Source organism: Ruegeria sp. AB5 (genome assembly GCF_056542645.1).
In genome coordinates this window covers 66,481-91,608 of record NZ_JBQGAE010000005.1, presented here as the reverse complement: position 1 = coordinate 91,608, position 25,128 = coordinate 66,481, and the positions used below count along the sequence as shown (strand labels likewise).

The 25,128-nt window shown below is 57.9% G+C and carries 26 protein-coding genes, 1 tRNA gene, 1 pseudogene and 1 riboswitch; of the genes and pseudogenes, 14 read left to right on the top strand and 14 right to left on the bottom strand.

Annotated features, from left to right (window positions below):
* Positions 1 to 50: 50 nt before the first annotated feature.
* On the bottom strand, positions 51 to 275 hold the full coding sequence (locus ACR0L4_RS11130) for a succinate dehydrogenase assembly factor 2 (protein WP_480513224.1): 225 nt from the start codon (positions 273 to 275) through the stop codon (positions 51 to 53).
* Positions 276 to 307: 32 nt separating this feature from the next.
* Complete coding sequence (locus ACR0L4_RS11125) at positions 308 to 697, bottom strand: helix-turn-helix domain-containing protein (RefSeq protein WP_170751060.1); 390 nt, start codon at positions 695 to 697, stop codon at positions 308 to 310.
* Positions 698 to 788: 91 nt separating this feature from the next.
* Here ACR0L4_RS11125 and ACR0L4_RS11120 point away from each other — a divergent pair, with 91 nt between their 5' ends.
* Positions 789 to 1,991, top strand: a complete 1,203-nt coding sequence (locus ACR0L4_RS11120; protein ID WP_480512942.1) for a pyridoxal phosphate-dependent aminotransferase — start codon at positions 789 to 791, stop codon at positions 1,989 to 1,991.
* Positions 1,992 to 2,003: 12 nt separating this feature from the next.
* A complete protein-coding gene (locus ACR0L4_RS11115; protein WP_480512940.1) occupies positions 2,004 to 2,405 on the top strand; it encodes a hypothetical protein in 402 nt (133 codons plus the stop codon).
* Positions 2,406 to 2,408: 3 nt separating this feature from the next.
* Here ACR0L4_RS11115 and ACR0L4_RS11110 read toward each other — a convergent pair whose 3' ends face one another.
* From ACR0L4_RS11110 to ACR0L4_RS11100, 3 genes are all read right to left on the bottom strand, one after another.
* Entirely contained in the window at positions 2,409 to 3,809 is a 1,401-nt protein-coding gene (locus ACR0L4_RS11110; protein ID WP_480512938.1) for an MATE family efflux transporter, read from the bottom strand.
* Positions 3,810 to 3,899: 90 nt separating this feature from the next.
* Positions 3,900 to 4,817, bottom strand: a complete 918-nt coding sequence (gene ppk2 / locus ACR0L4_RS11105; RefSeq protein ID WP_480512936.1) for a polyphosphate kinase 2 — start codon at positions 4,815 to 4,817, stop codon at positions 3,900 to 3,902.
* Between the two features lie 176 nt (positions 4,818 to 4,993).
* Entirely contained in the window at positions 4,994 to 5,602 is a 609-nt protein-coding gene (locus ACR0L4_RS11100) for a carboxymuconolactone decarboxylase family protein (protein ID WP_480512934.1), read from the bottom strand.
* Positions 5,603 to 5,731: 129 nt separating this feature from the next.
* Here ACR0L4_RS11100 and ACR0L4_RS11095 point away from each other — a divergent pair, with 129 nt between their 5' ends.
* From ACR0L4_RS11095 to ACR0L4_RS11080, 4 genes are all read left to right on the top strand, one after another.
* A complete protein-coding gene (locus ACR0L4_RS11095; protein WP_480512932.1) occupies positions 5,732 to 6,670 on the top strand; it encodes a YHYH protein in 939 nt (312 codons plus the stop codon).
* 101 nt (positions 6,671 to 6,771) lie between these two features.
* On the top strand, positions 6,772 to 8,730 hold the full coding sequence (gene parE, locus ACR0L4_RS11090) for a DNA topoisomerase IV subunit B (RefSeq protein WP_480512930.1): 1,959 nt from the start codon (positions 6,772 to 6,774) through the stop codon (positions 8,728 to 8,730).
* On the top strand, positions 8,723 to 9,994 hold the full coding sequence (locus tag ACR0L4_RS11085; RefSeq protein ID WP_480512928.1) for an ATP-binding protein: 1,272 nt from the start codon (positions 8,723 to 8,725) through the stop codon (positions 9,992 to 9,994). Before parE ends, ACR0L4_RS11085 begins: the two co-directional genes overlap by 8 nt.
* Before the next feature lie 137 nt (positions 9,995 to 10,131).
* Positions 10,132 to 10,413: a hypothetical protein gene (locus ACR0L4_RS11080; RefSeq protein WP_170751079.1), complete on the top strand. Its 282-nt coding sequence runs from the start codon at positions 10,132 to 10,134 to the stop codon at positions 10,411 to 10,413.
* Positions 10,414 to 10,427: 14 nt separating this feature from the next.
* Here the strand turns inward: ACR0L4_RS11080 and ACR0L4_RS11075 are convergent, their stop codons facing one another.
* Positions 10,428 to 11,267 carry an EamA family transporter gene (locus tag ACR0L4_RS11075; protein ID WP_170751081.1) on the bottom strand — a complete coding sequence of 280 codons (840 nt, stop codon included), beginning with the start codon at positions 11,265 to 11,267 and terminating at the stop codon, positions 10,428 to 10,430.
* 100 nt (positions 11,268 to 11,367) lie between these two features.
* The gene (locus tag ACR0L4_RS11070; RefSeq protein WP_480512926.1) at positions 11,368 to 12,138 is read right to left on the bottom strand and encodes an alpha/beta hydrolase; all 771 of its coding nucleotides are present in this window, start codon (positions 12,136 to 12,138) and stop codon (positions 11,368 to 11,370) included.
* A 104-nt stretch (positions 12,139 to 12,242) separates the two neighbouring features.
* Between ACR0L4_RS11070 and ACR0L4_RS11065 the strand changes: the two are divergent.
* A pseudogene (locus tag ACR0L4_RS11065) lies at positions 12,243 to 12,989 on the top strand (hypothetical protein); the annotation flags it as partial.
* A gap of 7 nt (positions 12,990 to 12,996) precedes the next feature.
* On the opposite strand, the gene ACR0L4_RS11060 reads toward ACR0L4_RS11065, so the two are convergent.
* On the bottom strand, positions 12,997 to 13,671 hold the full coding sequence (locus tag ACR0L4_RS11060) for a TIGR04283 family arsenosugar biosynthesis glycosyltransferase (protein ID WP_480512924.1): 675 nt from the start codon (positions 13,669 to 13,671) through the stop codon (positions 12,997 to 12,999).
* 73 nt (positions 13,672 to 13,744) lie between these two features.
* Between ACR0L4_RS11060 and ygfZ the strand changes: the two genes are divergently transcribed.
* A complete protein-coding gene (gene ygfZ, locus ACR0L4_RS11055; RefSeq protein ID WP_170751087.1) occupies positions 13,745 to 14,482 on the top strand; it encodes a CAF17-like 4Fe-4S cluster assembly/insertion protein YgfZ in 738 nt (245 codons plus the stop codon).
* Between the two features lie 108 nt (positions 14,483 to 14,590).
* Positions 14,591 to 15,526 (top strand): ABC transporter transmembrane domain-containing protein, encoded by a 936-nt coding sequence (locus tag ACR0L4_RS11050; RefSeq protein WP_480512921.1) that lies wholly within the window; start codon positions 14,591 to 14,593, stop codon positions 15,524 to 15,526.
* A 57-nt stretch (positions 15,527 to 15,583) separates the two neighbouring features.
* Here ACR0L4_RS11050 and efp read toward each other — a convergent pair whose 3' ends face one another.
* On the bottom strand, positions 15,584 to 16,147 hold the full coding sequence (gene efp, locus ACR0L4_RS11045) for an elongation factor P (protein ID WP_170751089.1): 564 nt from the start codon (positions 16,145 to 16,147) through the stop codon (positions 15,584 to 15,586).
* A 218-nt stretch (positions 16,148 to 16,365) separates the two neighbouring features.
* Between efp and ACR0L4_RS11040 the strand changes: the two genes are divergently transcribed.
* Positions 16,366 to 16,686: a DUF6280 family protein gene (locus ACR0L4_RS11040; RefSeq protein WP_108785849.1), complete on the top strand. Its 321-nt coding sequence runs from the start codon at positions 16,366 to 16,368 to the stop codon at positions 16,684 to 16,686.
* Positions 16,687 to 16,752: 66 nt separating this feature from the next.
* On the opposite strand, the gene ACR0L4_RS11035 is transcribed toward ACR0L4_RS11040, so the two are convergent.
* The gene (locus ACR0L4_RS11035) at positions 16,753 to 17,322 is read right to left on the bottom strand and encodes a cobalamin biosynthesis protein CobQ (RefSeq protein WP_480512918.1); all 570 of its coding nucleotides are present in this window, start codon (positions 17,320 to 17,322) and stop codon (positions 16,753 to 16,755) included.
* 61 nt (positions 17,323 to 17,383) lie between these two features.
* Here ACR0L4_RS11035 and ACR0L4_RS11030 point away from each other — a divergent pair, with 61 nt between their 5' ends.
* Positions 17,384 to 18,841 carry a cobyric acid synthase gene (locus tag ACR0L4_RS11030; protein WP_480512916.1) on the top strand — a complete coding sequence of 486 codons (1,458 nt, stop codon included), beginning with the start codon at positions 17,384 to 17,386 and terminating at the stop codon, positions 18,839 to 18,841.
* 4 nt (positions 18,842 to 18,845) lie between these two features.
* Here the strand turns inward: ACR0L4_RS11030 and ACR0L4_RS11025 are convergent, their stop codons facing one another.
* The 3 genes from ACR0L4_RS11025 to ACR0L4_RS11015 form a co-directional block, all read right to left on the bottom strand.
* Positions 18,846 to 19,712, bottom strand: coding sequence for a hypothetical protein (locus tag ACR0L4_RS11025; protein WP_170751095.1), 867 nt, complete (start codon positions 19,710 to 19,712; stop codon positions 18,846 to 18,848).
* Positions 19,713 to 19,786: 74 nt separating this feature from the next.
* Positions 19,787 to 21,205 carry a TolC family outer membrane protein gene (locus tag ACR0L4_RS11020; protein ID WP_480512914.1) on the bottom strand — a complete coding sequence of 473 codons (1,419 nt, stop codon included), beginning with the start codon at positions 21,203 to 21,205 and terminating at the stop codon, positions 19,787 to 19,789.
* Between the two features lie 94 nt (positions 21,206 to 21,299).
* Positions 21,300 to 21,953 carry a protein-L-isoaspartate O-methyltransferase gene (locus ACR0L4_RS11015; RefSeq protein WP_170751099.1) on the bottom strand — a complete coding sequence of 218 codons (654 nt, stop codon included), beginning with the start codon at positions 21,951 to 21,953 and terminating at the stop codon, positions 21,300 to 21,302.
* Positions 21,954 to 22,180: 227 nt separating this feature from the next.
* Between ACR0L4_RS11015 and ACR0L4_RS11010 the strand changes: the two genes are divergently transcribed.
* Positions 22,181 to 22,254 (top strand) — tRNA-Cys (locus ACR0L4_RS11010).
* 38 nt (positions 22,255 to 22,292) lie between these two features.
* On the opposite strand, the gene ACR0L4_RS11005 is transcribed toward ACR0L4_RS11010, so the two are convergent.
* Positions 22,293 to 23,309 (bottom strand): NAD(P)-dependent oxidoreductase, encoded by a 1,017-nt coding sequence (locus ACR0L4_RS11005; RefSeq protein WP_480513222.1) that lies wholly within the window; start codon positions 23,307 to 23,309, stop codon positions 22,293 to 22,295.
* 84 nt (positions 23,310 to 23,393) lie between these two features.
* Positions 23,394 to 23,599: riboswitch (cobalamin riboswitch) on the top strand.
* A gap of 93 nt (positions 23,600 to 23,692) precedes the next feature.
* Between ACR0L4_RS11005 and ACR0L4_RS11000 the strand changes: the two genes are divergently transcribed.
* Positions 23,693 to 24,073: a DUF1636 family protein gene (locus tag ACR0L4_RS11000; protein ID WP_170751103.1), complete on the top strand. Its 381-nt coding sequence runs from the start codon at positions 23,693 to 23,695 to the stop codon at positions 24,071 to 24,073.
* Positions 24,070 to 25,125, top strand: coding sequence for a cobalamin biosynthesis protein CobW (gene cobW / locus ACR0L4_RS10995; RefSeq protein ID WP_480512912.1), 1,056 nt, complete (start codon positions 24,070 to 24,072; stop codon positions 25,123 to 25,125). The genes ACR0L4_RS11000 and cobW overlap by 4 nt, the downstream gene beginning before the upstream one ends.
* Positions 25,126 to 25,128 lie beyond the last annotated feature (3 nt).

Below are 25,128 nucleotides of genomic sequence, written 5' to 3'. Positions count from 1 at the left end.
CAGACACGATGACCTGAATTTCCGAAAAATCGGTTAAGTCTGATTTTCTTTTATTTTTGGAAAGTTTGCGCGATATCCGCAATCAAGTCCGTGAACGCTTGGGGTGCTTGCGCCTGTCCCGTAACCCACTGATACAGATCCTGATCGTTTTCGTTCAACAGCGCATCATAAAGATCGAGACCTGCCGTATCCATCGCGCCCAGGTTCCGCTCGGCATAGGCGGACAGGATCAGGTCCATTTCTTTTATCCCACGTCGCATCGAGCGCATCTGCATGCGCTTGATCCGGACGTCCCGTGTCTCGGCCACTATCCCCGCTCCAGCATCAAACGCAGCTTCTTTTCCAACCGCGCCGCCCGTTCGGCGCTGGCACGCATCTCGCCGCGAATGGCGCGCAATTCAGCCACAGCATCCGTCAGTTCAAGATTGGCCTCGCTGTCTTCGGCAGGCGCCTCCATGCCCTCACCCTCACCGGTCAGCAACCACATGATCGAGACATTGATCATACCTGCCATCATCGACAGACGGTTGGCACGCGGCTCGGACAGGTCATTCTCCCAGGCCGCAATCGTCGCCTTTTTGACACCCAGACGCCGCGCAAGCTGTGCCTGGGTCATCCCGGCCGCCTCTCGTGCTCCTGCCAAGCGATCCCCGAACGTCGCGGATTCTGGCCCATACCAGTCGGTTTCGTCGTTCATCGGGGTCTCCAGTTTATAAATTCATACGGCTTGATCGTCATTCGGGCGCACCCTATGACAGACAGATTGAACATACAAACCGAGGCCGACCATGAGTTTCCTGTCTGCGACACTGTCACGCGTAAAACCTTCTCCGACCGTCGCAATGACAGCAAAAGCCGCCGAGCTGAAAGCCGCCGGTCGCGATGTCATAGCCCTGAGTGCGGGTGAACCCGATTTCGACACGCCTCAGAATATCAAGGATGCAGCTGTCGCCGCCATTGCGGCGGGCAAGACCAAATATACCGCGCCCGATGGCATTGCCGAGCTGAAACAGGCCGCCTGCGCCAAGATGAAACGCGATCATGGTCTGGACTACACGCCCGCGCAGATTTCGGTTGGGACCGGCGGCAAGCAGACGCTGTATAACGCGCTGATGGCGACCATGAACGAGGGCGATGAGGTGATCATTCCCGCGCCCTACTGGGTCAGCTATCCCGATATGGTTCTGCTGGCAGGCGGAACACCCGTGGTCGTCGAAACCACGCTTGAGAACAGCTTCAAACTGACAGCCGATCAGCTTGAGGCCGCGATTACGCCCAAGACCAAGTGGTTCATCTTCAACTCGCCGTCGAACCCCACAGGTGCAGGCTACAGCCGGGACGAATTGAAGGCCCTGACCGACGTTCTGATGCGCCACCCGCAAGTCTGGATCATGTCAGATGACATGTACGAACACCTTGCCTATGACGGTTTCGAATTCTGTACACCCGCCGAGGTTGAGCCCGGTCTTTACGATCGGACGTTGACGTGCAACGGGGTCTCGAAAGCCTACGCGATGACAGGGTGGCGGATTGGCTATGCCGCCGGTCCGGTCGAGATCATTACCGCGATGCGCAAAATTCAGTCTCAGTCCACCTCAAACCCCTGCTCGATCAGCCAATGGGCGGCAGTCGAGGCCTTGAACGGAACGCAGGCGTTTCTGGCCCCGAACAACGAGACCTTCAAACGTCGCCGCGATCTGGTCCTGGGTATGTTGAACGCGATTGACGGGGTCACCTGCCCCACACCCGAAGGCGCATTCTACGTTTATCCCTCGATTGCAGGCTTGATCGGGAAAACCACACCCGCGGGTACGCTGATCGATTCGGATGAGGCCTTCGCAACCGCCCTACTGGAAGAACAAGACGTCGCCGTTGTCTTCGGCGCGGCCTTTGGCCTGTCACCAAACTTCCGGGTCAGCTACGCGACCTCGGACGAAGCGCTGACCGAGGCCTGCAGCCGCATCCAACGCTTCTGCGCCTCGTTGACCTGACCGGAGACACACATGACCGCCGAGCTTCCAGAATACTATTTCCGCATTCGAGAAAACGGAGCGGTGGTGTTCAAGATCGATACCGAGAACCGGCAACGCCGGATCGAGATGGATCAGATTGCGGTCATCAATATTCGCAATGGCGAGGTCAAACCGCACGGCCAACGCAGCCTGACCGAGGCCGAAACCGCCGAAATCGCACGCTGGATGGAAGCGCGCAAGGCCCTGCTGGCCCAGCGGGACATCGATGATATCCACCGTGCGATTGACTACCTGAACCTGACAACCCAATGGGCGCAATCAAAGGCCTCGGACGACCAACTTGAGGATGTGACCGACCGACTGCTGATGGCAATGCACGACTTGCGCTCGGTTCTGGTGCGCAAGAAGGCCGATCGGTTGAGACAGGACTAACGGCTATTCTGCCGGAACCCCGACCTCGCGGACCGACCGCATCCAGAAACGAGCCATCAGAAGAACGGCGGCGCATGCCAGCCCCAGAACAAGACCCAGCCAGACACCGATGCCGTCCATCTCGCGGACGAACCCAAAATAGTAGGATGCGGGTATTCCCACCACCCAATAGCTGAGCGCGGCCATAACCATAGGGACCTTGGCATCCTGCAATCCGCGCAGCAGACCCAGCGCTATCACCTGAGCTCCATCGACCAGTTGGAACAGCGCCGCCATCGCCAGCAACCCGGTCCCGATTGCCAGAATTTGGCCGCGTTGTTCACTATCGGCTTCCATAAACAGCGAAATCAGCGGCTCGGCACAGGTCAGGAACAGGATGATCGTCAGGACCGAGACCACCAGAGACATTCCCGTCACGGCAATTGCGCCGCGCTCCAGGTGTGCCCGGTCCCGTCGGCCCAACGCATTGCCCGCGCGGATGGTGGCCGCGTTCGACAGACCCAGATGAACCATGAAGGTGGCCGAGGCCAGGTTCAACGCGATGCCATGCGCGGCCAAGGGCACCTGCCCCAGCCATCCCATCATGATGGCAGATGTCGCGAATAGGGTTACTTCGGCCAAAGTGGTCAAACCAATCGGCACACCCAATCGCAGAACACGACCGAACATCTCCCAATCCGGACGCCAGAATCGGCGAAACAGGCTATGTTCCGGCAACACGCGCACTGCATAAATGACGACAGCAATCAGCGATACGACCTGAGTCACGATGGATGCAATGGCCGCACCCAGAACGCCCAGTTCCGGTGCGCCCCAGTTGCCAAAGATCAGCGCATAGTTGGTGATCCCGTTAACAGCCGCCGCCACAACCGTGATCCACAGAACAATCTGCGTGCGTTCCAGCGCCGCCAGATAAGATTTCAAGACCATCACCAGCAGCGCCGGAAACAGCCCCCAACCGGCGACACGCAGGTATTCGGATGCAGTTTCAGCCACTTGCGGCTCTTGCTTCAAGGCGATCAGGACCGGATAGGACCACCAAAGCAAAGGCATGACCAGCGTGGCGTACAGCAAGGAAAGCCACAGCCCCATGCGGGTCGAGCGACGAATACTGGTCTCGTCATCTTCTGCCGCAGCCGTCGCCACCATCGGCATCACAGCCCAACCAAAGCCGGCCCCGAACAGAAACAACACAAAGTAGTAGCTGCCTGCCAGCGTCACCGCTGCCAGAGCTTCGACCCCGTACCAGCCCAACATGACCGTATCGGTCAGACCGATTGCAAACTGTGCCAGATGCCCGCCGATCAACGGCAGACCCAGCACGGCTATGGCGCGGAAATGGCCGGGATATGTCATCACCTTTGTCATTTCCCAAGCCATATGCCCGGCCCGCAGTCCCGGCAAGAGCGGATCAGAAAAATTTCAAAGTGAGACAAGGAGCCCGACAATCCAACCGCCGCAATTCAAATGCGGTGCTGCGGCGGTTTCGATGCTTCAGCGAGCCTCGGGATGCAGGGCAGTGCCCAGAATATGTTCCGAGCGATGGATCACGTGATGCGCCTGTCCGACGATAAGCGGATCAGGTTCCCCGACCACATCGTGATCTTTCCCGGGATAGTCCAGCGTCGAAAGGAAATGGCGCATGCAATTCAGGCGCGCGCGTTTCTTGTCGTTCGATTTGACGATGGTCCAGGGCGCATCAGCGGTGTCGGTATAGAAGAACATTGCCTCTTTCGCCTCGGTGTAGTCATCCCACTTATCCAGGCTGGCTTTGTCGATTGGTGACAGCTTCCACTGTTTCAGAGGATCCGTCTCTCGACTTTTGAAGCGGCGTTGCTGTTCTTCCTGCGTCACCGAGAACCAGTATTTGTAAAGCTGGATACCCGAACGCGCCAGCATCCGTTCCAGATCCGGTGTCTGCCGCATGAATTCCAGGTATTCGTTGGGCGTGCAGAACCCCATAACCCGTTCAACGCCCGCGCGGTTATACCAGGATCGGTCATAAAACACCATTTCACCAACGGTCGGCAATTCCTGCACGTAGCGTTGGTAATACCATTGCCCCTTTTCTTCCCATGTCGGCTTGTTCAACGCCACAACACGCGCCTGTCGGGGGTTCAGATGCTCCATAAACCGTTTGATCGTACCGCCCTTGCCGGCGGCATCGCGGCCTTCGAACAGCAGAACAAACCGCTGCCCTGTCTCCTGCGCCCACAGCTGAACCTTGAGCAGTTCAGCCTGCAACTGCGCCTTTTGCGCCTCATAGGTCGGGCGCGCCATTTTGCGGCCATAGGGGTACTTACCGCTTTCAAACGCCTGCCGAATCTTTTCGTGGCTGGGAACGCTTGGTGTCTTGTCTGCAACAATTTGGATTTCTGGCTTGGGTGGTTCTGTTTGCGCAATGGCTACCATACATTGGGTCCTTTCTCACTGTCCGCTGGGACGGCTAGCAGATTCAGCGCCATTTTGCCTTGATGGGGATCAAACCGAGGCCCGGAAACCCAAGTTTTCAACGTGAAATCCATCATGATCGGCAGGTTTCTGGGCAACTCCAATCCCGACGGAGCCACACGCCCTTAGGTCGCTTGCTATCGATGGCCCCAATCGTCTGGTTTGTCCGAGTTGTTGGGCGACAATCCCAAAACGTCCCCATCCGTCGAACACCCCAATCCAAGCACCGTTCGGTTGGCGTAGGAAAAATACGCGCAGACCTGATTGATCTCCAGAATCTCTCCATCATCCCAACCTGCGTCGCGCAAGGCGATCACATCCGTTTCAAGCAAATCCGCAGGTGCCTCGGTCAGTTTGCGCGCATAGCCCATCGCCACGATCTGGGCCGCGTCGAGCGGTGCATCTCCGGGCCGACGCGCCTCGATAGCCGCGCGGATAGCATCCCCGCGCGCACTATCCCCCAGTAATCGCTGCAACCCGCTGAAATGATGCTCGACACAATAGCCGCACCGGTTCAGCGCACTGACCCAAACCCCCAGAACCTCGAGAAACCATTTGGGTATCTTGTTCCCGGAATGGTGCAGTACATTTTTGTAGAGCGCCATGTGACCTTCCATCGAATGCGGACGCAGGGAATGGGTCATCATGATGTTGTCGACAGTGTTGTCAGGTCCGCTCACCCGGTCATAGAGTGTTTTCAGCCTGCCGGTCGCGGCATCAACAGGAACGGTTTTGATCCAGCTCATTGAAGTCTTTCATCTAAAATTGCGTGTCCAGTTCATCCGCGCCACCCTGAACCGTCAAGCCCAAGCTTGCGTGACATTCCAGGTCAGATAACCTTGAGCCGAGATTGCAAAAAATGGGGGGCGCTCCAGATGCTCAAATTTACCGGAACTCTCTCGATCCTGGCGCCGTTGCTGACCGTGCCCATCTACGCGCAGCAAAGCACAGGAACGGATATTACGAATGCCATTCTGACCAGCCGCTCGGGCGATTGCGCGCACTATGTTGGTGACTATTCGGCTACGGTCGAGGACATCCAGAAACAGACCCGGTATCAGTCTCAGGTCAGAATCGTGGCCGATGACGAGACTTGTACAATCGCTTCCAATGGCACCCCCAATCACGACTTCAACGGGTCAACTGCGCGGTTTGCAAATGATTTCAAACCCGTGCTGTCCGAATTTCAGGTTCCCAGAACCCCCCGAAAGGCTGCCCAGACAACCCCATTAGGCCAACGGGCGTATAACGCCATATTGTTCAACGGTGTGCCCGTCGATCTGCTATCTGCGGGGTGCTACCGCCCCAACGGTCGGCGGGCCGACAAGAACGGCAACGTTCTGGCAGGGTGCACGATCCGCGACCCGTGGCTGATCGATCCGCCCTCATACGACAAGTATTTCGGCGTTGATCTTCACAACGCCCACACGCAGCCGGACGGCCGCTATCACTACCACTCGAACCCCAATGCATTGTTTGTCGACCGCGAGTTTACCGAGCCCTCGCCCGTCATTGGCTTCGCTTCTGACGGATTTCCAATCTTCGGCTCGATCTTCAAGGATTCGACCGGCACAATCCGGGCGGCAATATCCGGGTATGAGTTGAAAACCGAAGATCGCCCTTCACCGCCGAACGGCCCCGGCGGCAAACCGGATGGCACATATATCGATGACTACAGATTCACCGGAAAGGGCGATCTGGACGAATGCAACGGCATGACGGTTGACGGTCAATACGGCTACTACGTCACCTCGTCTTATCCCTGGATCATGAACTGTTATGTCGGAACACCAGATCCGTCTTTCAAAAAATAGACTGATTCCGCTGAAGAAGGGACACAACACCTCGCGCCCCTCTTCCCCCGCACCACATCACCTGCCATAATGAAGGAAACCTAAAAACAAGAGCAGCCCATATGCCCGACGATCTGTTGACGCCCGAAGCGACCAATACCTATGACGCATCCTCCATCGAGGTGCTCGAAGGTCTTGAACCTGTTCGCAAACGCCCAGGCATGTATATCGGCGGCACGGATGAGCGCGCGCTGCACCATATGGTGGCTGAAATCCTCGACAACTCGATGGACGAAGCGGTCGCGGGCCACGCCAACCGGATCGAGGTTGAGCTGCACGCGGATTACGCCCTGACGGTGCGCGACAACGGGCGCGGCATTCCGATCGACCCGCACCCCAAATTTCCCGACAAATCCGCACTGGAGGTCATCCTGTGTACCCTGCACGCGGGCGGTAAATTCTCGGGCAAGGCCTATCAGACCTCGGGCGGTTTACACGGTGTGGGCGCGTCGGTCGTGAACGCCTTGTCGGATTCGATGGTCGTTCAGGTGGCGCGCGACAAGACGCTGTTCGAACAACGGTTCTCGCGCGGTGTCCCGCTGGGCCCGGTCGAAAAGGTCGGCGCGGCCCCAAACCGGCGCGGCACCACGGTGACCTTCCATGCCGACGCTGAAATCTTTGGCCACCATAAATTCAAACCCGCGCGGCTGTTCAAGTCCATCCGCTCCAAGGCCTACCTGTTCTCGGGCGTGGAAATCCGGTGGAAAACCGCCATCGACGATGGGGAAACACCAACCGAGGCGACGTTCCACTTCCCCGGTGGCTTGTCGGATTACCTCAACGAGACGATGAACGGCTCGTCCACATACGCCGATCAGCCCTTTGCCGGCACCGTGGATTTCCGCGAGAAATTCGGCACCGCCGGCAAGGTCGAATGGGCGATCAACTGGACGCCCTCGCGCGACGGGTTCATCCAATCCTACTGTAACACCGTCCCCACGCCCGAAGGCGGCACCCATGTGGCCGGATTCTGGGCCGCCGTCCTCAAGGGCATCAAAGCTTATGGCGAGTTGATCAACAACAAAAAGGCCGCGCAGATCACCCGCGAGGACCTGATCACCGGCGGCTGCGCCCTGGTGTCCTGTTTCATCAGCGAGCCCGAATTTGTCGGCCAGACCAAAGACCGCCTTGCCACGGTCGAGGCACAGCGGCTGGTGGAAAACTCGGTCCGCGACCATTTCGACAACTGGCTGGCTGCTGATACGAAATCCGCTGGCGCCATTCTCGATTTCCTCATTCTGAGGTCCGAGGAACGTCTACGCCGACGGGCCGAGAAGGAAACACAACGCAAGTCCGCCACTAAGAAACTTCGTCTCCCCGGCAAGCTGGTGGACTGCTCTAGTTCAACACGGGACGGCACCGAACTGTTCATTGTCGAGGGCGATTCGGCCGGCGGTTCGGCCAAGATGGGCCGCAACCGCAAGACACAGGCCTTGCTGCCCCTGCGCGGCAAGATCCTGAACGTGCTGGGCGCGGCCAGTTCCAAGCTGGGCACCAATGCCGAAATCAACGACCTGACCCAGGCGCTGGGTGTGGGGCTTGGCACCAAATTCAACGTCGACGACCTGCGCTATGACAAGATCATCATCATGACCGACGCGGATGTTGACGGCGCGCATATCGCGGCGCTGCTGATGACGTTCTTCTTCACCCAGATGCGGCCCATGATTGACGCGGGCCACCTCTACCTCGCCTGCCCGCCCCTCTATCGCCTGACCCAAGGCGCTAAACGCGTCTATTGTCTGGACGAGGCTGAACGGGATGGGTGGCTGGAAAAAGGTCTGGGCGGCAAAGGCAAGATCGATGTCTCGCGCTTCAAAGGTCTGGGCGAAATGGACGCCAAGGACCTGAAAGAGACCACGATGGACCCGGCATCCCGCAAACTGATCCGCGTCACCATAGATGAGGACGAACCCGGCGAAACCGGCGATCTGGTCGAGCGCTTGATGGGTAAGAAACCCGAACTGCGGTTCCAGTATATTCAGGAGAACGCGCGGTTCGTGGAGGAATTGGATGTTTGAGATTAATTCGATTGGTGACGACCGCAAACAATTTCGCAGTCGTCTAGATTTCTTATTGCATCCTTCAAGGCACATCGAGCTTTCAACCCAGTTGAAAGGACGTACGAAAGCCATAAACGAAATGTTGGACGCATTTGAAACCTCTGGAGCACATCCCTTCATTTGGGGCGCCCGTGGCATCGGAAAAACGTCAGTTGGACACACTGCCTGTGGTGTCTGGGATGATGAGGTTGAACTATGCGCGGCAGTCGGATGCGGAACAGAAACTAACTTCCGCTCGTTGCTTCAAGACATCGTTAACGATGTGTTTGAGCGTCAGCCTTCTCTTCTGAAGGGCAAAAAGGTCCGCGCACAGCTCAAGTTTTTGGGTGTAACCCTTACAGGAGAAACTGGCGATCTACTCAGTGTCTCTGAAGCAGTCAGTCCCAACCAAGCTTGTTCAATTGTTAAGCAAGTAATTCAACCTTCGGATATTGATAAAGTACCGTGTGTCATAGTAGATGAATTTGATCGTCTATCAAATGATGAAACCTTTCAACACATTGCCGACATGCTTAAGCAAATGTCGGTAAGTGCGGTGCCGGTCAAGTTCATATTCTGTGGCGTCACTCGCGATTTGGACGACCTTCTTAGCGCTCATGAATCTGTAGATCGCTATGTTCAAGGTGTTGAACTAAAACCCCTTACGGCAAATGCGGTTTGGGAGATTATCGATGACATAGAAGAAGAGTTCCAAGTTAGCTTTCATCGCGGCCAGCGCATGCGAATTAGCCAAATCTCCTGCGGCTATCCTCACTTTGCTCACTTGATCCTTAAGTATTCACTACTGTCCATGTTCGAACGTAAAGAGAAATCAAAGGATGTCTCAAAGGAAATTTTCGACGATGCTTTGAAACGTTCTGCCGAAAAAGCAGCAACACGCTTAAGAACTGCTTATGATTCAGCCATAAAGAAGGGGACAGACAGATATGTTGAGGTCTTGTTCGCCCTCGCTGATGGACCGCATTTATCAAAACAATTCAAAGATATAGCCGACGATTATAAAAAGATAATGGAGTTAAGGCCCAGTCGGCTTGGATATGATGTCGATAAGAACAATGGCCAAGATCTTCGAAACGCCCTCGAAAGCTTGTACAAGCGTAAATTTCTTAGAAAGGGAAAGTCTGGCTGGTACGAATTCGATGATCCAATGCTACGCGGTTACGTTAGATTAGTGGCTGAGCAAGAAGGAATCGAACTGGGAGAATCCACTTTTCCAGCATAAACTAAACCAGCCCCCTTGCCTAACCCGTTGATCCTGTTCACACTTACCCTCAATCCGTCATCCAAGAACGACATTTGAGGTTCCGAGCGTCCAAGACCCAATTTAACCACGAACAATTTTCCGAACGGGAGGACGACATGAAAACACTCACCCTCGGGTTGGCCCTGACCCTGCTGGCCACGGCAGCCCCCGCACAGCAGATGCTCAGCACCGCATCCCCCATTCCAGACGGGGCCGAGACGCGGTTCTGCTACTATGACGGCATGGCCTATTCCGAAGACGCCTTTGTCCTGATGGTCGGCGACAACACCGTCACCAACACGGTCACCACGGTTCAGGAACGCTTGCTGCGTTGCCATCGCGACAATGACGGCACGCTGAAATGGAAGCCGCAGAGCACGTTCTCGACCAATAACTGAGACCTGCGCCCTGATCAGACGGACAACCCGATCAAGGCTACTCCGCCCGCCATCAGGACCGCCGCGCCCAAGCGGCGCATCCAGTTGCCCTCGTGCAGGAAGATGAACCCGATCAGGGCGGCGAAGATGACGGATGTTTCGCGCAGCGCCGAGACCGCGCCCAGCGGGGCGAAATTCTTGGCATAGAGCACAAGACCGTAGGCCGTCATCGACACAAGCCCGCCAAGGATGCCGATCATCCAGACCTTGGGACGCAGGGCGGCCAACGTGTCCCGCTTGCGCACCCCAACGAACCCCGCGATGAACAGGTGCAAAAACGCGCCCCAGGCCCAGTAGCTGAGCGTATTGCCCGACAGCCGCACCCCGATCCCGTCGACCACCGAATAGATCGAGATGCAAAACCCCGTGCCCAGCGCGAAACCCAGCGCGCTGCGCCCGACGCCTGAGCGCAGCGCGCTCCAACTGCTGAGCTGAATGCCCAAAGCGATCAGCGCGATCCCGCCCCAGGCCTGCAAGGGCAGAACCTCGCCCACCAGCACCATGGCCCAGAGCGAGACCAGCGCGGGTACGATGCCGCGTGCGATGGGGTAGACCACGCTCAGATCGCCATGCTGGTAGGCTTTGCCCAGCATGTAGTAGTACCCGAAATGCACAACGGTCGACAGCGCGATGTAGACAAAGCTCTCGGCACTGGGCAGCGGCAGCAGCAGGATCATCCCTGAGGCCGGGATGACGTGCCCCAGCGCAACAAGGCCCAGCGTTGTCGTCCGGTCCGCGGCTGTTTTCACAATCGCGTTCCACACCGCATGCAGCAGGGCCGCCGTGAGAATGATGAGTATGACGAACAGGGTCACGCTTGCGCCTTCCGCGTTGAGTCTTGGCCCTGATTGGGTCAATCGCGCAGTTTGCACAGCGGTTGGGCAAGCTCAATACGGGATCCCGGCAAGGCGCGATCTATTCCAGCGTTTCCTGCAGCCAGTTGGCGATTTGAACGGCGGGCTTTTGCCACCCCGGCTCCATGAACAGGAAATGCGCGTGGTTTTCAACGGGCAGAAAGGTCGCCCGGTCTCCGTAGAGCTTCGCAAGCGCGCGGCAGGTGTCGGGGTTCACCGCCCGGTCCTCGGTGCCCGAGACGATCAGCACCGGGCAGTCGACCTTGTCGATATCGACCTTCATCGCGTGGTGGTCGTCGAACATCCAGAAGAACATCTCGAACATGACGCGCCCGCTTTCTGCACCCAAGCGGTCGAACACCGCATGTTGCTGCGCTTCGGGCATTTTGTTGAGCGCGAACGGCGCCATCAGGTCGAATTCAACGCGCATGGGGTGTTTCCAGAAGGCCCCGCCCTCCATCAAGGCACGTGGTACGGCGCGTTCATCGTCCGTTTCCGGCAGCGTGCCCCAAGGGGCGTTCGGGTTGATCAGGACAAGCGCGCTGGCCAGACCACGAGACGCCACCTGCTGCGCCACCACCCCAGCAATCGCGTGACCCAGCAGGACCGGTTTGCCGCCCAGCCCTTGAACGAAGGCTGCGATATCGTCCGCATAGTCCGCTACACTGGTGTCAGTCAGGCCTGGGTCCGGTTCAGCCTTTGGGTCACCACCGTGATATCGCAGCGCCGGGGTATGAACGCTCCAACCGCGATCGCGAAAGAATTGCGCGTAGTCCTCCATACACCAAGGGCCCGCAAACGCGCCGTGGATCAAAACTATGTCTTTGGCCATGAAAACCTCCGGCTTTTGCACAATCAGTATGAGCATCCTGTAAGACGAAACAACTGCGCGTGATCCCGGTTGCGCAACAGGGTGGACCACCTAAACTTGATCTCATGACTTTTGTGACCGAGAACCAGCTGCCTCTGTTGATCCTGTTCTTCCTGATCGGATCGCTAGGAACAGGTTTTTTGTTCCGCAAACCGGCGGGGCACAGGGCCTGGAAGCTGGCTGATCTGGTCTGGGTCGTGCTGGGTGGTATTGGCGCCCTCGTGGCGGTTCTGGCCGGGCTCTATACGGCGGACAGTTCGCGGCTGGACCGGCAGATTGATGTGGCCTATGCGGCCTCATCTGCCTTTGACCGGGATGCGGCGCGGTTTCGACTTCGGTTCTGCGATCCTGCTTACGATCCCGACACAAATGTACTGTGCGAAAAGGTCGAATTTCTTTCGGCTTCGACCGCCAGCAATGCCGACCTGCCATTGTTCATTGCCGTGACAAACGAGGTCGCGCCCCTCCAAGGGTTGCATTTCCTGTTTGGACGGCAGGAGAAGGTTGAAATGGAGGGGATGGCTGCCAAGGCCAATGCATTCGACATTGATCAGTTTCTGGTTTTTACATCATTGGATGAAGAAACGCAGACCGCCATCGACAATATGCGGCGCAAGGTGCCTGCAATTGCGGGCGACTACCTGATATTGGCGCAAAGCTATGACGAGTTGATCGAACAGGTGGGCAAACTGCAGGACGAGTGGGAGTATTTGCAGGCCAATGCACATATTCTAGTCTTGCAGATCGTGGCCTTGTGCCTGGTCAGCTTTGCCGCCCCGTTCCGGCTGGGAAAATCCATTGTCGAACTACGCACCACCCTTATCGACGATAGACCTGCGCCAGATGTTCCGGATCGCTCCCAAGAAGATACCGCGTCAGAGTCCACAAATTCCGACCGCCCCGCCTCAGCCAACCCGCCCTCTCATAGCGTTCCGCACTCGTGACAGCCTGAGCGTCCAACAACGTGATGCGAGGGAGCGCACGCGCCAGCGCGACATCCTCCATCAGTGGTTGATCCGCGTATTCTCCGACACGGATATAGAGGGCACGTGGCAGCAGCAAACCCTGATCTCCATAAGGCAAACTGAACACACGGCTGCGCAGGTTGGCCCAGCCTGCAACCCAGCGCGGAGCGATGCCGCTGGACCGAAAGGCCAGCCTGAAGGCTGCGGGGGCCTTGGAAGGGATGTGATCCGCAACTGTGGTTGTCCATCCCGGCTGCAGCACCGTATCCGCATGTAGAACCAGCAGCCAATCGCCCTTGGCCCGCGCACAGCCCCGACGCAACTGTCCACCACGCGATGCGCGCCCGTCAATCACCTCGGCCCCGGCTTCTTCGGCGATCACAAGGGTCCGATCGGTCGAGCCGCCATCGCTGATGATCAACTCGCGGACCAGACCGGCATGAAGCCCCTCCATCAAAGCCTGAAGGCACGCGGGCAATGCATGTTCTGCGTTCAGTGTCGGGATCACGATGCTGATCGGGGCAGGCACGTTTGATAACCTCTGGTCTTGGCGGCGGAACTTCCTATATCACGAGGCCAGAGGTAATGACGAGGACCAAGCCATGCCCACCCGCCGCATTCTGCGCCTGACCGGCTCGGATACCGAGAGCTTCTTGCAGGATCTGATCACCAACGACATCGGCGGGCTGGATACAGGACTGGTTTACGCCGCGCTGTTGACCCCTCAGGGCAAGTACCTGGCCGATTTCTTCCTGACGCGTGAGGACGATGGGGTACTGCTGGACGTGGCTGAAAACTTGGCCGACGATTTGTTCAAACGATTGAGTCTGTACAAGCTGCGCGCGGACGTGACGATCGAGGACTCGGGCTTGAGCCTTCACCGTGGCTCTGGCGCGGCCCCCGAGGGTGCCCTGCCCGATCCGCGCCATGCGGATATGGGGTGGCGTCACTACAAACCGCACCCAGAAAGCGACGATGGAACCGACTGGGATGCCATTCGTGTACGTCATTGTATTCCTGAAACCGGCATCGAACTGACAACGGACAGCTACATTCTGGAATCCGGGTTTGAAACGCTAAACGGCGTTGATTTCAAAAAGGGGTGCTATGTGGGTCAGGAAGTCACCGCGCGAATGAAGCACAAAACTGAACTGCGCAAAGGATTACGGCGGGTTGCCATCGACGGAGCCGCCCCTATCGGCAGCGCGATTCTATCGAACGGCAAACCTGCGGGCACCCTGTTCACCCAATCGGGTGGTCACGCAATTGCCTATCTGCGCCTGGATCGTGCAGGGAATGACATGCAAGCCGACGGAGCGACAATCCGCTTGGTCGACTGACGCTTGTTGCCAATTCGGCACGTGCATTTGGCGGCGACACCACGGACCCTTTGAACCGTGGCACTTCGGCTGCCACAGTGCGGGTATTCGAACAACACGGATGCCCGCATGTTCCGACTTTATTCCGCGATCTGGCGCGCCAGTGCCGGGCGGCAAATCATCCTCATCGCTCTGTCGCTGGCCGTGGCCGCGCTGGCCGCGGTTCCGCTGGAGTTTCAGCGCGACATCATCAATCACCTGACCTCGGGCGATGTAGAAACCGAACGGCTGATCCTGCTGGGTCTGGGCATGATGGCGGTGATACTGTTGAGCCTCGCGTTGAAATGGGTGCTGGGCTATCGCGCGGGGACGTTGGGAGAAGACATGATCCGTCTGATCCGCAACCGGCTGCTTTGGCGGTCGTCAGACATCACTGAGACCGGTGAGAACGTCCGAAAAGGCACAATGACCACCGCAATCTCGGCCGAGGCCGAAGAGTTGGGAAAATTTGCTGGCGGTGCGTACTCGGACCCTGTGGTTCAGATTGGCACATTGATCAGCGTGATCGGCTATATCTCGTCGACCCAACCGGGGCTGGGCCTTATCGCTTTCTCCATGATTGTCCCGCAGATCATCATTGTCCTGGTGTCGCAGCGCAAAGTGAATGTCTTCGTGGCCGAACGTGTCCGTATCCTGCGCAGTGCGACCGACCAACTGACCACCGAAGAGATCGATGCCGTCGAGCAGGACATCAACGCCCTATTCGATGAGATATACGAAACCCGTCGTCAGATGTTCCTGTGGAAACTCTCTGCCAAGTTCCTGCTGAGCGTGATCAATGGCGCAGGCACAGTCGGCGTACTGATGCTGGGTGGCTGGTTGGTGCTTCAGGGTCGCACGGATGTTGGCACGGTTGTTGCTGCCACCAGCGGTTTGACACGCATACAGGGCCCGACCGCCTTCCTGATCGCGTTCTACCGGCAGGTCAGCGCCAACCGCATCAAATATGAACTTATGCTGGAACTCTTTGGTCCCGATCCGGCGCGATATCGGCTGCGCACATAAAAAGACCGCGCTTGCCTGTCGCTGCGCAGTCTTGTGGAAAACGGTAGGAGCGATGCACTAGGCGCGTTCGGAATATTCCATGGTCTCGGTGTTCACGACGATCATCTCGTCCTGGCCGATGAAGGGCGGCACCATGACCTTGACGCCGTTGTCCAGAACCGCCGGTTTGAACGAGTTTGCCGCGGTCTGACCTTTGACCACAGGCTCGGTCTCAACGATCTGGCACGTGACCTTCTGTGGCAGCGTCGCGTTCAGTGCTTCGCTGTCGTAGAATTCGACCACAATGGTCATGCCGTCCTGCAGAAACGGACGACGTTCACCCAGCAGTTCCGACGGCAATTCGATCTGTTCATAGGTTTCGGAATCCATGAACACCAACATACCATCGGATTCGTACAGGAATTGCTGATCCTTCTGCTCAAGCCGCACACGCTCGACCTTGTCCGCCGAGCGGAACCGTTCGTTCAGCTTTGAGCCGTTGCGCAGGTTGCGCAGCTCGACCTGGGCAAAAGCACCACCTTTACCGGGCTTTACGTGATCGACTTTTACGGCAGCCCACAGCCCGTCGTTATGCTCAAGCACGTTGCCGGGGCGAATTTCGTTCCCATTTATCTTGGGCATTACATAAATCCTTCACAAACGGTTGATGCGTCAGTTCCCGTCCCTATATCTGGCGGGATCACACCTGACAAGACAACGACACCTAGTGCTGCACATGCAGCGAGCCATGCAAGTGACGCAACGCAACTATGCATTTTAGCTGTATCCGAATCGCAGCTAATAGGTCATAAGAGCCGTCACGCCGAAAATGCAAGAGCAAGAACAACAAGGAAGACGAGATGAGAGATTTCGTTGACGGCACTGCCTTTAACAACGAGCAAGGCAATCGTGCACGCAAACTTTTCGCGGCCGTTGTGTTGGCTGCACTTGATGATGCCATCGCCGATGACAAGAAATACGGCAATGGCCCCGAACAAATCGCCCGTTGGGCGCGTTCGCGCGATGGGCGCGAGGTTTTGTCCTGCGCGGGTATCGACCCGAATGAGCGGGTAGTCAGCGGATTGATGGACTTCGTTGGCCGTGGCGTGCGAACCTCGGTCGCATTGTCGCGCGAAGAAAGCGAGCGTCGCAATGCCGCTCAGCAAGCCGAAGCCGCCTGATCCAAGGCACATTCGCAAAGAAAAAACGCGTGCCCGACCTTCGGGGCGCGTTTTTCTTTTGCGCGGTCAGAAAAACAACAGCCACTGGCGGGCGACCCAGATTTCGGCTGCCAGAAGGATGGCGAAGAATAGCTTCCCAGAGGCGGACAACCCCCTGTTCAAGAGAACCACGTAAGAGCCCGCGCAAAGAGAAACCGAAACCGGCATCACCCAAAGCGCATGATGTGTGCTGTCCCAATAGCTGACCGGGCTGTGAAAAACCCAATCCGACAGAGGCCAGAATTGAGGCCGCCCGTCACCCGCATGAAGCCCGAAATCCATCGATAGATGCAGCAATGCTGCGGATGCGGCCACCGTTAGAAACCGCCAGCCCCGCCAGAGCCCGAGCGTCAGCGCCACCCCCCACAGGATGAAAGAATTGTCGATGGCAAACACAGTCTGCCAGACGGGCGAAAAATAGAGCTCGTCAAACACCACATGCGGCGGAATTCCAAGAATGTAGAGCGATGTGCCTGCCATCACATACAGTGAAAGGTCCGGCAAAAGGGAACCCGTCACTGCGGCCCACAGAACGCGCCCACGTGCCGGTCGCGCGAAGGCTGCAGCCCCTATCAAAAGATGCGCAGGCGTGTTCATCAGGGGCTTTCCCTTTGGTGCCAAATCAGGTCATCTGCCCCTCAAGGTATAGGAGACGACCATGGTTCGCGCCATCATGATTCAAGGCACCGGCAGCAATGTCGGCAAATCGGTTCTGGTGGCCGGGCTTGCGCGCGCGTTCACACGGCGCGGGCTTCGGGTGGCTCCGTTCAAACCTCAAAACATGTCCAATAACGCCGCTGTCACCGAAAACGGTGGCGAGATCGGACGCGCGCAGGCCCTTCAGGCGCGGGCTGCGAACCGTCCCGCCCACACGGATATGAATCCCATCCTTCTGAAGCCGGAAACAGATACAGGCGCGCAGATCATCGTGCAGGGCCAGCGCGCCGGCACAATGAAGGCGGGCGATTACCGCAAGGACAAGTCCAAACTGCTGGGAGCTGCACTGGAGAGCTTTGGCCGTCTGTGCAGCGACGCTGACCTGGTGCTAGTCGAAGGGGCCGGTAGCCCGGCGGAAACCAACCTGCGCCCAGGTGACATCGCCAATATGGGTTTTGCCTGCGCCGCCGGGGTTCCCGTGGTTCTGGTCGGCGACATCCACCGCGGGGGCGTGATCGCCCAGATTGTGGGCACTCGGGCGGTGTTGGACGCAGGTGATCTGGCCATGATCCGCGGCTTCGTCGTGAACCGCTTCAAGGGCGACGTATCCTTGTTCGACGAAGGTCGCGACGACATTGCGGCGCGTACGGGATGGCCCTGCCTGGGCGTCGTGCCCTGGTTCCACGACGCATGGAAACTGCCGGCCGAGGATATGATGGACATTCGTTCGCACACCGGAGGAGCGTGCAAGATCGTTGTGCCCCAGCTGGAGCGGATGGCCAATTTCGATGACTTGGATCCGCTGTCCGCAGAACCCGGCATCAGTGTCGAGATCGTCCCGGCAGGCCGCGCTCTGCCCGGTGATGCGGATCTTGTACTGCTGCCCGGTAGCAAATCGACCATTGGCGATCTGGCCTATTTCCGGAAGCAAGGCTGGGACATTGACCTTTTTGCGCATGTGCGCCGAGGCGGACACGTTCTGGGCCTGTGTGGCGGATATCAAATGCTGGGCAAAACAATTGCCGATCCGGACGGGGTAGATGGTCGCCCGGGCACTGTTGAAGGTTTGGGTCTACTGGACGTGCACACTACAATGGCCGGGAAAAAGCAGGTGACTCTGACCCAGGCCTGCGCCCTGCCCAATCGCGAACCCGTAAGCGGGTACGAGATTCACATGGGACGCACAGAAGGGCCGGACTGCGCACGGGCATGGCTAGAGGTCGACGGTCGTCCGGAAGGAGCCGCCAGTGAAAACGGGCGCATATTGGGAAGCTACCTGCACGGCATTTTCTCGTCCGATGCTTTCCGCGCGCAATATCTGTCGACGTTGGGCGCAACCTCTGAGACCGCTTATGAAGACGGTGTCGAGCGGGCACTGGATGATTTGGCAGATCATCTGGAACTGGCTATGAGTCTGGACCTTTTGCTGGATTTGGCACAGTCACCGCAGCGGAGCTGAATACTTACTTCAGTTCCCGCGCGGCCAATGCCCGATGAATCTCTCGCCGGACCATTTTGCGCAAATTGCGGGTAATACGTTCACCCAACGCGCCCTGAAGCTCTTCCCGCACCACTTCGGCGATCATGTCGCGCAGGGCTTCTTCCTCGGACGGGGTTAGACCAACATCTCCGACTTCGGCTTCTTCGGTCTTGGACAAGGTCTCGTCCGCAGGTGACGCGTCCTTTGGCTGTTGAGGAGCAGATACACCCACATGCCGAACAAAAGTGGCAACAGGCTGGGGAGCGTCTTCTACCGGATCACTGAATTCCGCGCCAGCGCCCGTTAGAGACACATCCGAGCTTTCCACAATCTGTTCGAAGTGATCCAGTTCCTGAAACGCATGTCCGCTGGCCCAAAACAGCGCCTGTGTCGGGGTGCCGGAATACGCATCGTTGCTGTCCCCGTCAGGCTCCCATTGATCTTCGGTTCGCGCAATCGCTGCTTCCAACGCTTCTATCTTGGCGCTCAGGCTGTCCGTAAGCTCATCCGGTTTCGCCTTCTCCAATTGCTCCGGCGCATCCTGCGTCATGTTGGACATGTCCGCTTTATCTTCGTTGGCGGCGCCCGGCTGCACAATATCACTGGCCCGCAACAGCATCGGCTTGGCCGAAACCTTAGCACTGTATTTGTTTTCCAGCTTTAGAGGCCCTTGGGCCCTTTCGGATTTCGCAGGAGTGTTGACGCGAAGGGCGTCTGTCAGGACCAGACGCCCAGGCTTGCGCGAAACGGTTGCGGCATCAGAATCCGGTCTGCGACCGTCTTCGCTGACCAGACGTTTTACCGAAGACAAAACGTCCTCGATCCCCGCGTTTACGACACTATCCGACATTGTTCTCTACCGCTCTATCTTTAGGACCGAGTGTAGCCAAACAATCCGGTCCTCACAACCGATAGTATAGAGGGTTAGTCCCGCCGCAAGGCTTTGAGAACGCGGTCCAGGTCTTTGCTTTGCTTACTGACCTGTGCCGGCGCTTTTTTGACCAAGTTATAATAGAGCGTCGGGTCATAGATTTGAACGGCCAACCCAAGACGTTCGGCTGTCAAAAGCCCCTGAGACTGCAACAACTGATAGGCAGCCAGCGAGCGCTCTGTCCGCGAGGCAACTTCGGCCAGTTGCGCATCCAGAAGATCCTGCTGAGCGGTCAGAACGTCCAACGTTGTCCGCGCGCCCAGTGTCGCCTCTTCGCGAATCCCGTCAAATGCCACTTGCGAGGCCCGCACCCGCTCGGTCGATGCTGTCAGGCTCGCGCTGGCGGTCTCAAACCGGACATAAGCATCCGTCACCCCCTGCGTGATATCTTTTTGAACGTTCAACAGATTTGCCCGCGACGCATCCCGCGACGCCATGGCACGACGCACGTTGGCGGCCAAACGTCCACCTGCATAGATTGGCTGGTTGAAGCTCAGCGAGATCGTCGCGTCGTTCACGTAATTGTCGTTATCATAGCTTTCTGTCACGCCTGCATCAGCGTTCAAGCTGACATTGGGGCCCAAACCCGCCCGTTGTTGTTGAACAATCAAGTCGCGTGCACGAACCTGATGCTGGGCCGACAGAATTGCAGGATGATTGCGTTGCGCCAAACCGATTGCCTCGGACTGAGACCGCGGCAGATTGGGAAGGCTGGGTTGTCCGGCAGTTCGTCCCGGCAGTTTCCCGACGACATTGACATATTCGGCCTGCGCCGTACTCAGGTCGCCCTTGGCATCAGCGAGGTCTGCGCGCGAACTGGCAAGCTGAGCCTCGGACAGGGCCACATCCGTCCGGGTGACCTCACCCACATCAAACCGGTCATTCGAGGCGCGAAGCTCTTCGCTCGATAGATCAACGTTGTTCTGTCGAATTTGAACCGTCTCTTCCTGCAGCAGCACGCTAAGGTAGGCGATAGCTGCTCGCGACAAAACCTGCTGTTCTACATCGATCAGGGATTGGCGCGTCGCCAAAACCGTTTCCTGCGCCGATTGCTTGACCAATACCGAAGCGCCGCCATCGTAAAGCAACTGACTGAGGGTCAAACCGGTAAAGAAGTTTGCCGGTTCGTTTGTCGAGACGACGCCAAACGTTCTTGACCTGGTGAAGTCCTGCTGCACACGCACGGTCCAGTTGACGATCGGACGCAGCGCAGCAATCGCGATCGCCACATCCTCGTCTGCGGCCCGCAACAACGCCCGGTTCTGTTCCAGCAAGCCGCTGGTATTATACGCCCCGATAAACGCATCGGTCAGGTTGTCTGCCCACGCCATGCGCCCTGGAAGCGCACTCAGGGCAATGCCCGCAGTTACCGCAAGCGCTTTGACCAGCTTTTCTGCTGTCTTTCCACGCATACCAAATCCTCTCAAAACGAAATTACACTGCCTCTCCGGCAGTTTGCGCCTTTGTTTTCAACTAATCAAGGTAGCTGGTTCAACAACCGGCGGACTATAGCGAAAATGCACTCTCTTTGGAAAAACCATCCAGAACCAGAGCGCTGGCATTGAATGCATCCCGCCAGCTTACGACATCGCCAGATTTCCGACCGACCCGAACCGTGCCCAACTGCCCGTCAACGAACAGGCAGGCGATCCGTCCCTGATCCTTCAACTGCGCCAGTAGCGCGTCGGGCACCTGCTCCACGCCACCTTGCACCATTATCACGTCATAAGGTCCGTGTTCGGCCGCGCCTTGTTCCATAGGCCCAACGTGAATGATTGCATTGTCGACATCGGTCTCAGTCAACACCGACTGCGCTTCGGAAGCGAGGGCTTCGTCAGCTTCCACGCCGACAACCAGTTGCGCCATCCGCGCGGCCACAGCGGTCGAATAGCCGAAGGCCGGAGCGATATCCAGAACAACCTCATCTTTCGTAATGTTCAGTGAATCCAACATCTTGGCCAATGTACGTGGCTCAAGGATGCACCGGTTGTTGCCAAGCTCGATCAGCCCCTCGACATAGGCGGCTTCACGCTGTGCGTCCGGCACGAACCGCTCGCGCGGAACGACAAGCATCGCATCGATGATCGGAAACTTGGTCACATCAGAGGGTCGAACCTGTGTATCAACCATAGTGCGGCGTCGGGCTGCGAAATCTGCCATTTGGTCTCTCGTCTCATTCCCCTGGATGTCAGGCTTGTGCCACAGTCTGCATCCATCGACAACGGCTGTGATGCCGCAACCCGCAACTGACACCAAGATCGCATAGGCTACAAGCCCCACAATTCTTCAGCCGAAGGTCAAAATCGACAGCAATCCTCTGGACGCCCCTTGTGAAAGCTGCTAAAACGCCCATCACACCACGGCAAGTATTTGATTTTACTTGAAAAGGCGAGTTGGCGGAGTGGTGACGCAGCGGATTGCAAATCCGTGTACACCGGTTCGATTCCGGTACTCGCCTCCATAACAACAAAACTCTCAACCGCCCGTAGCACACACGGCCTAAGTTGACACACGCCCCTGCGGTACGACTTCATACCCTGGCTCTTCTGGCTCATCGTCCTGCATTTCCGGTGGAAAACCTGGCGCGCGGACGTCCAGGCCCGTGGACTCCTCCAGACGCCTAATGATGTTCGGGGAGAGTTCGCGGTCGCCAAAACGGGCGATTCCATCTTCGAAGATTTTGATCATCACCGGGTTGATTTCCAGGGGAACTCCGGCCCGGTCTGCAACGTCCTGAAACAATCCGATATCCTTTTTCACAAGGTCCATCGTAAAGGAAATATCGCGCGACCCGTTCAGGATGACCTGGCTTTCGGTTTCATGGACAAAAGACGTGCCGGACGAAATCTTTATCGCTTCGTAGGTCGTATTCAGATCCATGCCTGCCGCCTTGGCGGTGACCAGAGCCTCGGCGCAGGTGATCAGGTTGGCCGTGGCCAGATAGTTGGTCAGAACCTTCAGGACCGAGGCCGAGCCCAGCTCTCCGGTGTGCAGAACCCGGCGCCCCATTGTGGTCAGGAACGGCAATATGCGTTCGAATGTTGCGCGGTCGCAGCCCGCGAAGATCGAGATATTGCCCGTCGCGGCGCGGTGGCAACCACCCGAGACAGGGCAATCAACGGCTACCCCTCCGCGCTCCAGAACCAAAGCACCCAACCGCTTGACCTCGGCCTCGTCGGTTGTGGACATCTCCATCCAGATCTTACCGGGGTCAACCTCGGGCAGCATCTCTTGCATCACCGCGTCCGAGGCCGCAGGCGAGGGAAGGCAGGTGATCACGGCGTCGCAATCGCGCATCAACTGCGCCGGGTTGTCTGCGGGTTTCGCCCCCTGGTCTGCAAACGCGCGTACCAGATCAGAATTCAGGTCATGGACCGTCAGATCGATTCCATTGCGCAGCAGCGACCCCGAGAGCTTTCCGCCCACATTTCCCAGCCCGATGAACCCAACTTTCATAGATCGCTTCTCCCTGCGAGTGTTTCGGCCATGAAACCATGCCGCCCAGGGTACCGTCATGCCGCCCAGCGACCCTGGCAGGTCGCTTTTCATCCCCTTGCCCGTGTCAGCCCTGCAACCCGCTTGACAAGCTGCCTGCGCGTGCCGCATGTCCCTTCTGTTGGTGTCTGTAAGAACAGATGAAAAGGGAATGCGTCAGCGGTCAAACCGTCAAACGCAGCCGCCCCCGCGACCGTGACCGGAGAGGGTGCCCAATGCCACTGGCCAAGTGCCGGGAAGGCGGGACATCCGACAGGGCAAACGCCCTGACATCCGCAAGCCGGGAGACCTGCCAACGCCCGAAGATGAAACCGGACGGGGTGTTCCGGTGTCGGGTCCATGTCGCGATACGTGGCCCGCATGAAACCCCGTCCCCCACAAAGAGGATTGGGGGGATGAGAGACATGACCGAGACCACACCGGTCGAGCTGCTGGTTTGCACCACCTGCCGTCGCGGCTTGTCCGTCGAAGAGGATGCGCTGCGTCCCGGCGCGTTGTTGCACAAGGCGCTGGAACAGGCCGAATTGCCCGATGGTGTCACGCTGAAGGCCGTAGAATGCCTGTCCAACTGCGATCAGGGTTGTTCTATCGTGCTGCGTGGCGGGCCCGAGCGCTGGACCTTTGTCTATGAGCACCTCAATGAAACCGACCATGTCGAAACCATCGTTGAAGGCGCAACAAAGTATCTCGCCGCCGAGGATGGTCTGGTGAAATGGCGCGAACGCCCTGAACATTTCCGCAAAAACTGTGCGGCCCGCATTCCCCCGATTGGAGCCCTGAAATGAGCAACCTCGAAAAACTCCCCGTCACTGTGATCACCGGCTTTCTGGGCTCGGGCAAGACCACGCTGGTACGTCACCTGATGCAGAACCCGCAGGGCAAACGCCTGGCCATTGTGGTCAACGAGTTTGGCGATGTGGGCGTAGATGGCGATATCCTCAAATCCTGCGCGATCCCCGATTGCCCGGCTGAAAACATCATGGAACTGGCCAATGGTTGCATCTGCTGCACCGTGGCCGATGATTTCATCCCGACCATTGAGGCGCTGATGGCGCTGGAGCCGCGCCCCGATCACATACTGATCGAAACCTCTGGTCTGGCCCTGCCCAAGCCGCTGCTGAAAGCGTTTGACTGGCCCGATATCCGGTCGAAAATCACTGTGGACGGCGTGATAGCTTTGGCTGATGCCGAGGCTGTGGCCGCCGGTCGCTTTGCTCCGAATGTCGCAGCGGTGGATGCCCAGCGCCTGGCCGATGACTCGATTGACCACGAAACGCCGCTGTCCGAGGTGTTCGAGGATCAGATTTCCTGCGCCGACATCATCCTGCTGACCAAACCCGATCTAGCGGGTCCCGAGGGTGTCGCCAAGGCCAAGGAAATCATCGCGGCCGAGGCCCCGCGCCCGCTGCCCGTGGTCGAAGTGGCCGAAGGCGCCGTCGATGTCCGTGTTGTGCTGGGGCTTGAGGCCGCTGCCGAGGATGATATGGACGCGCGTCCCAGCCATCACGATGGGCACCATGACCACGAGCACGATGATTTCGAAAGCATCATTGTCGAGCTGCCGGAACAGACTGATCCGGCTGCACTGGTCGCCAATATCGAACGGCTGGCCAATGAGCTGAACATCCTGCGGGTCAAAGGCTATGCCGCCGTCGCCGGCAAACCCATGCGCCTGCTAGTACAGGCCGTTGGTGCCCGTGTGCGTCACCAATATGACCGCCCATGGGAGTCCGGCGAAGACCGACGCTCGCGCCTGGTGGTCATCGCCGAGCATGACGACATCAAAGAGGCTGAAATCCGCGAAATCCTCGTGGGTGTGACCGAGGCCGCCGAGTAAGCC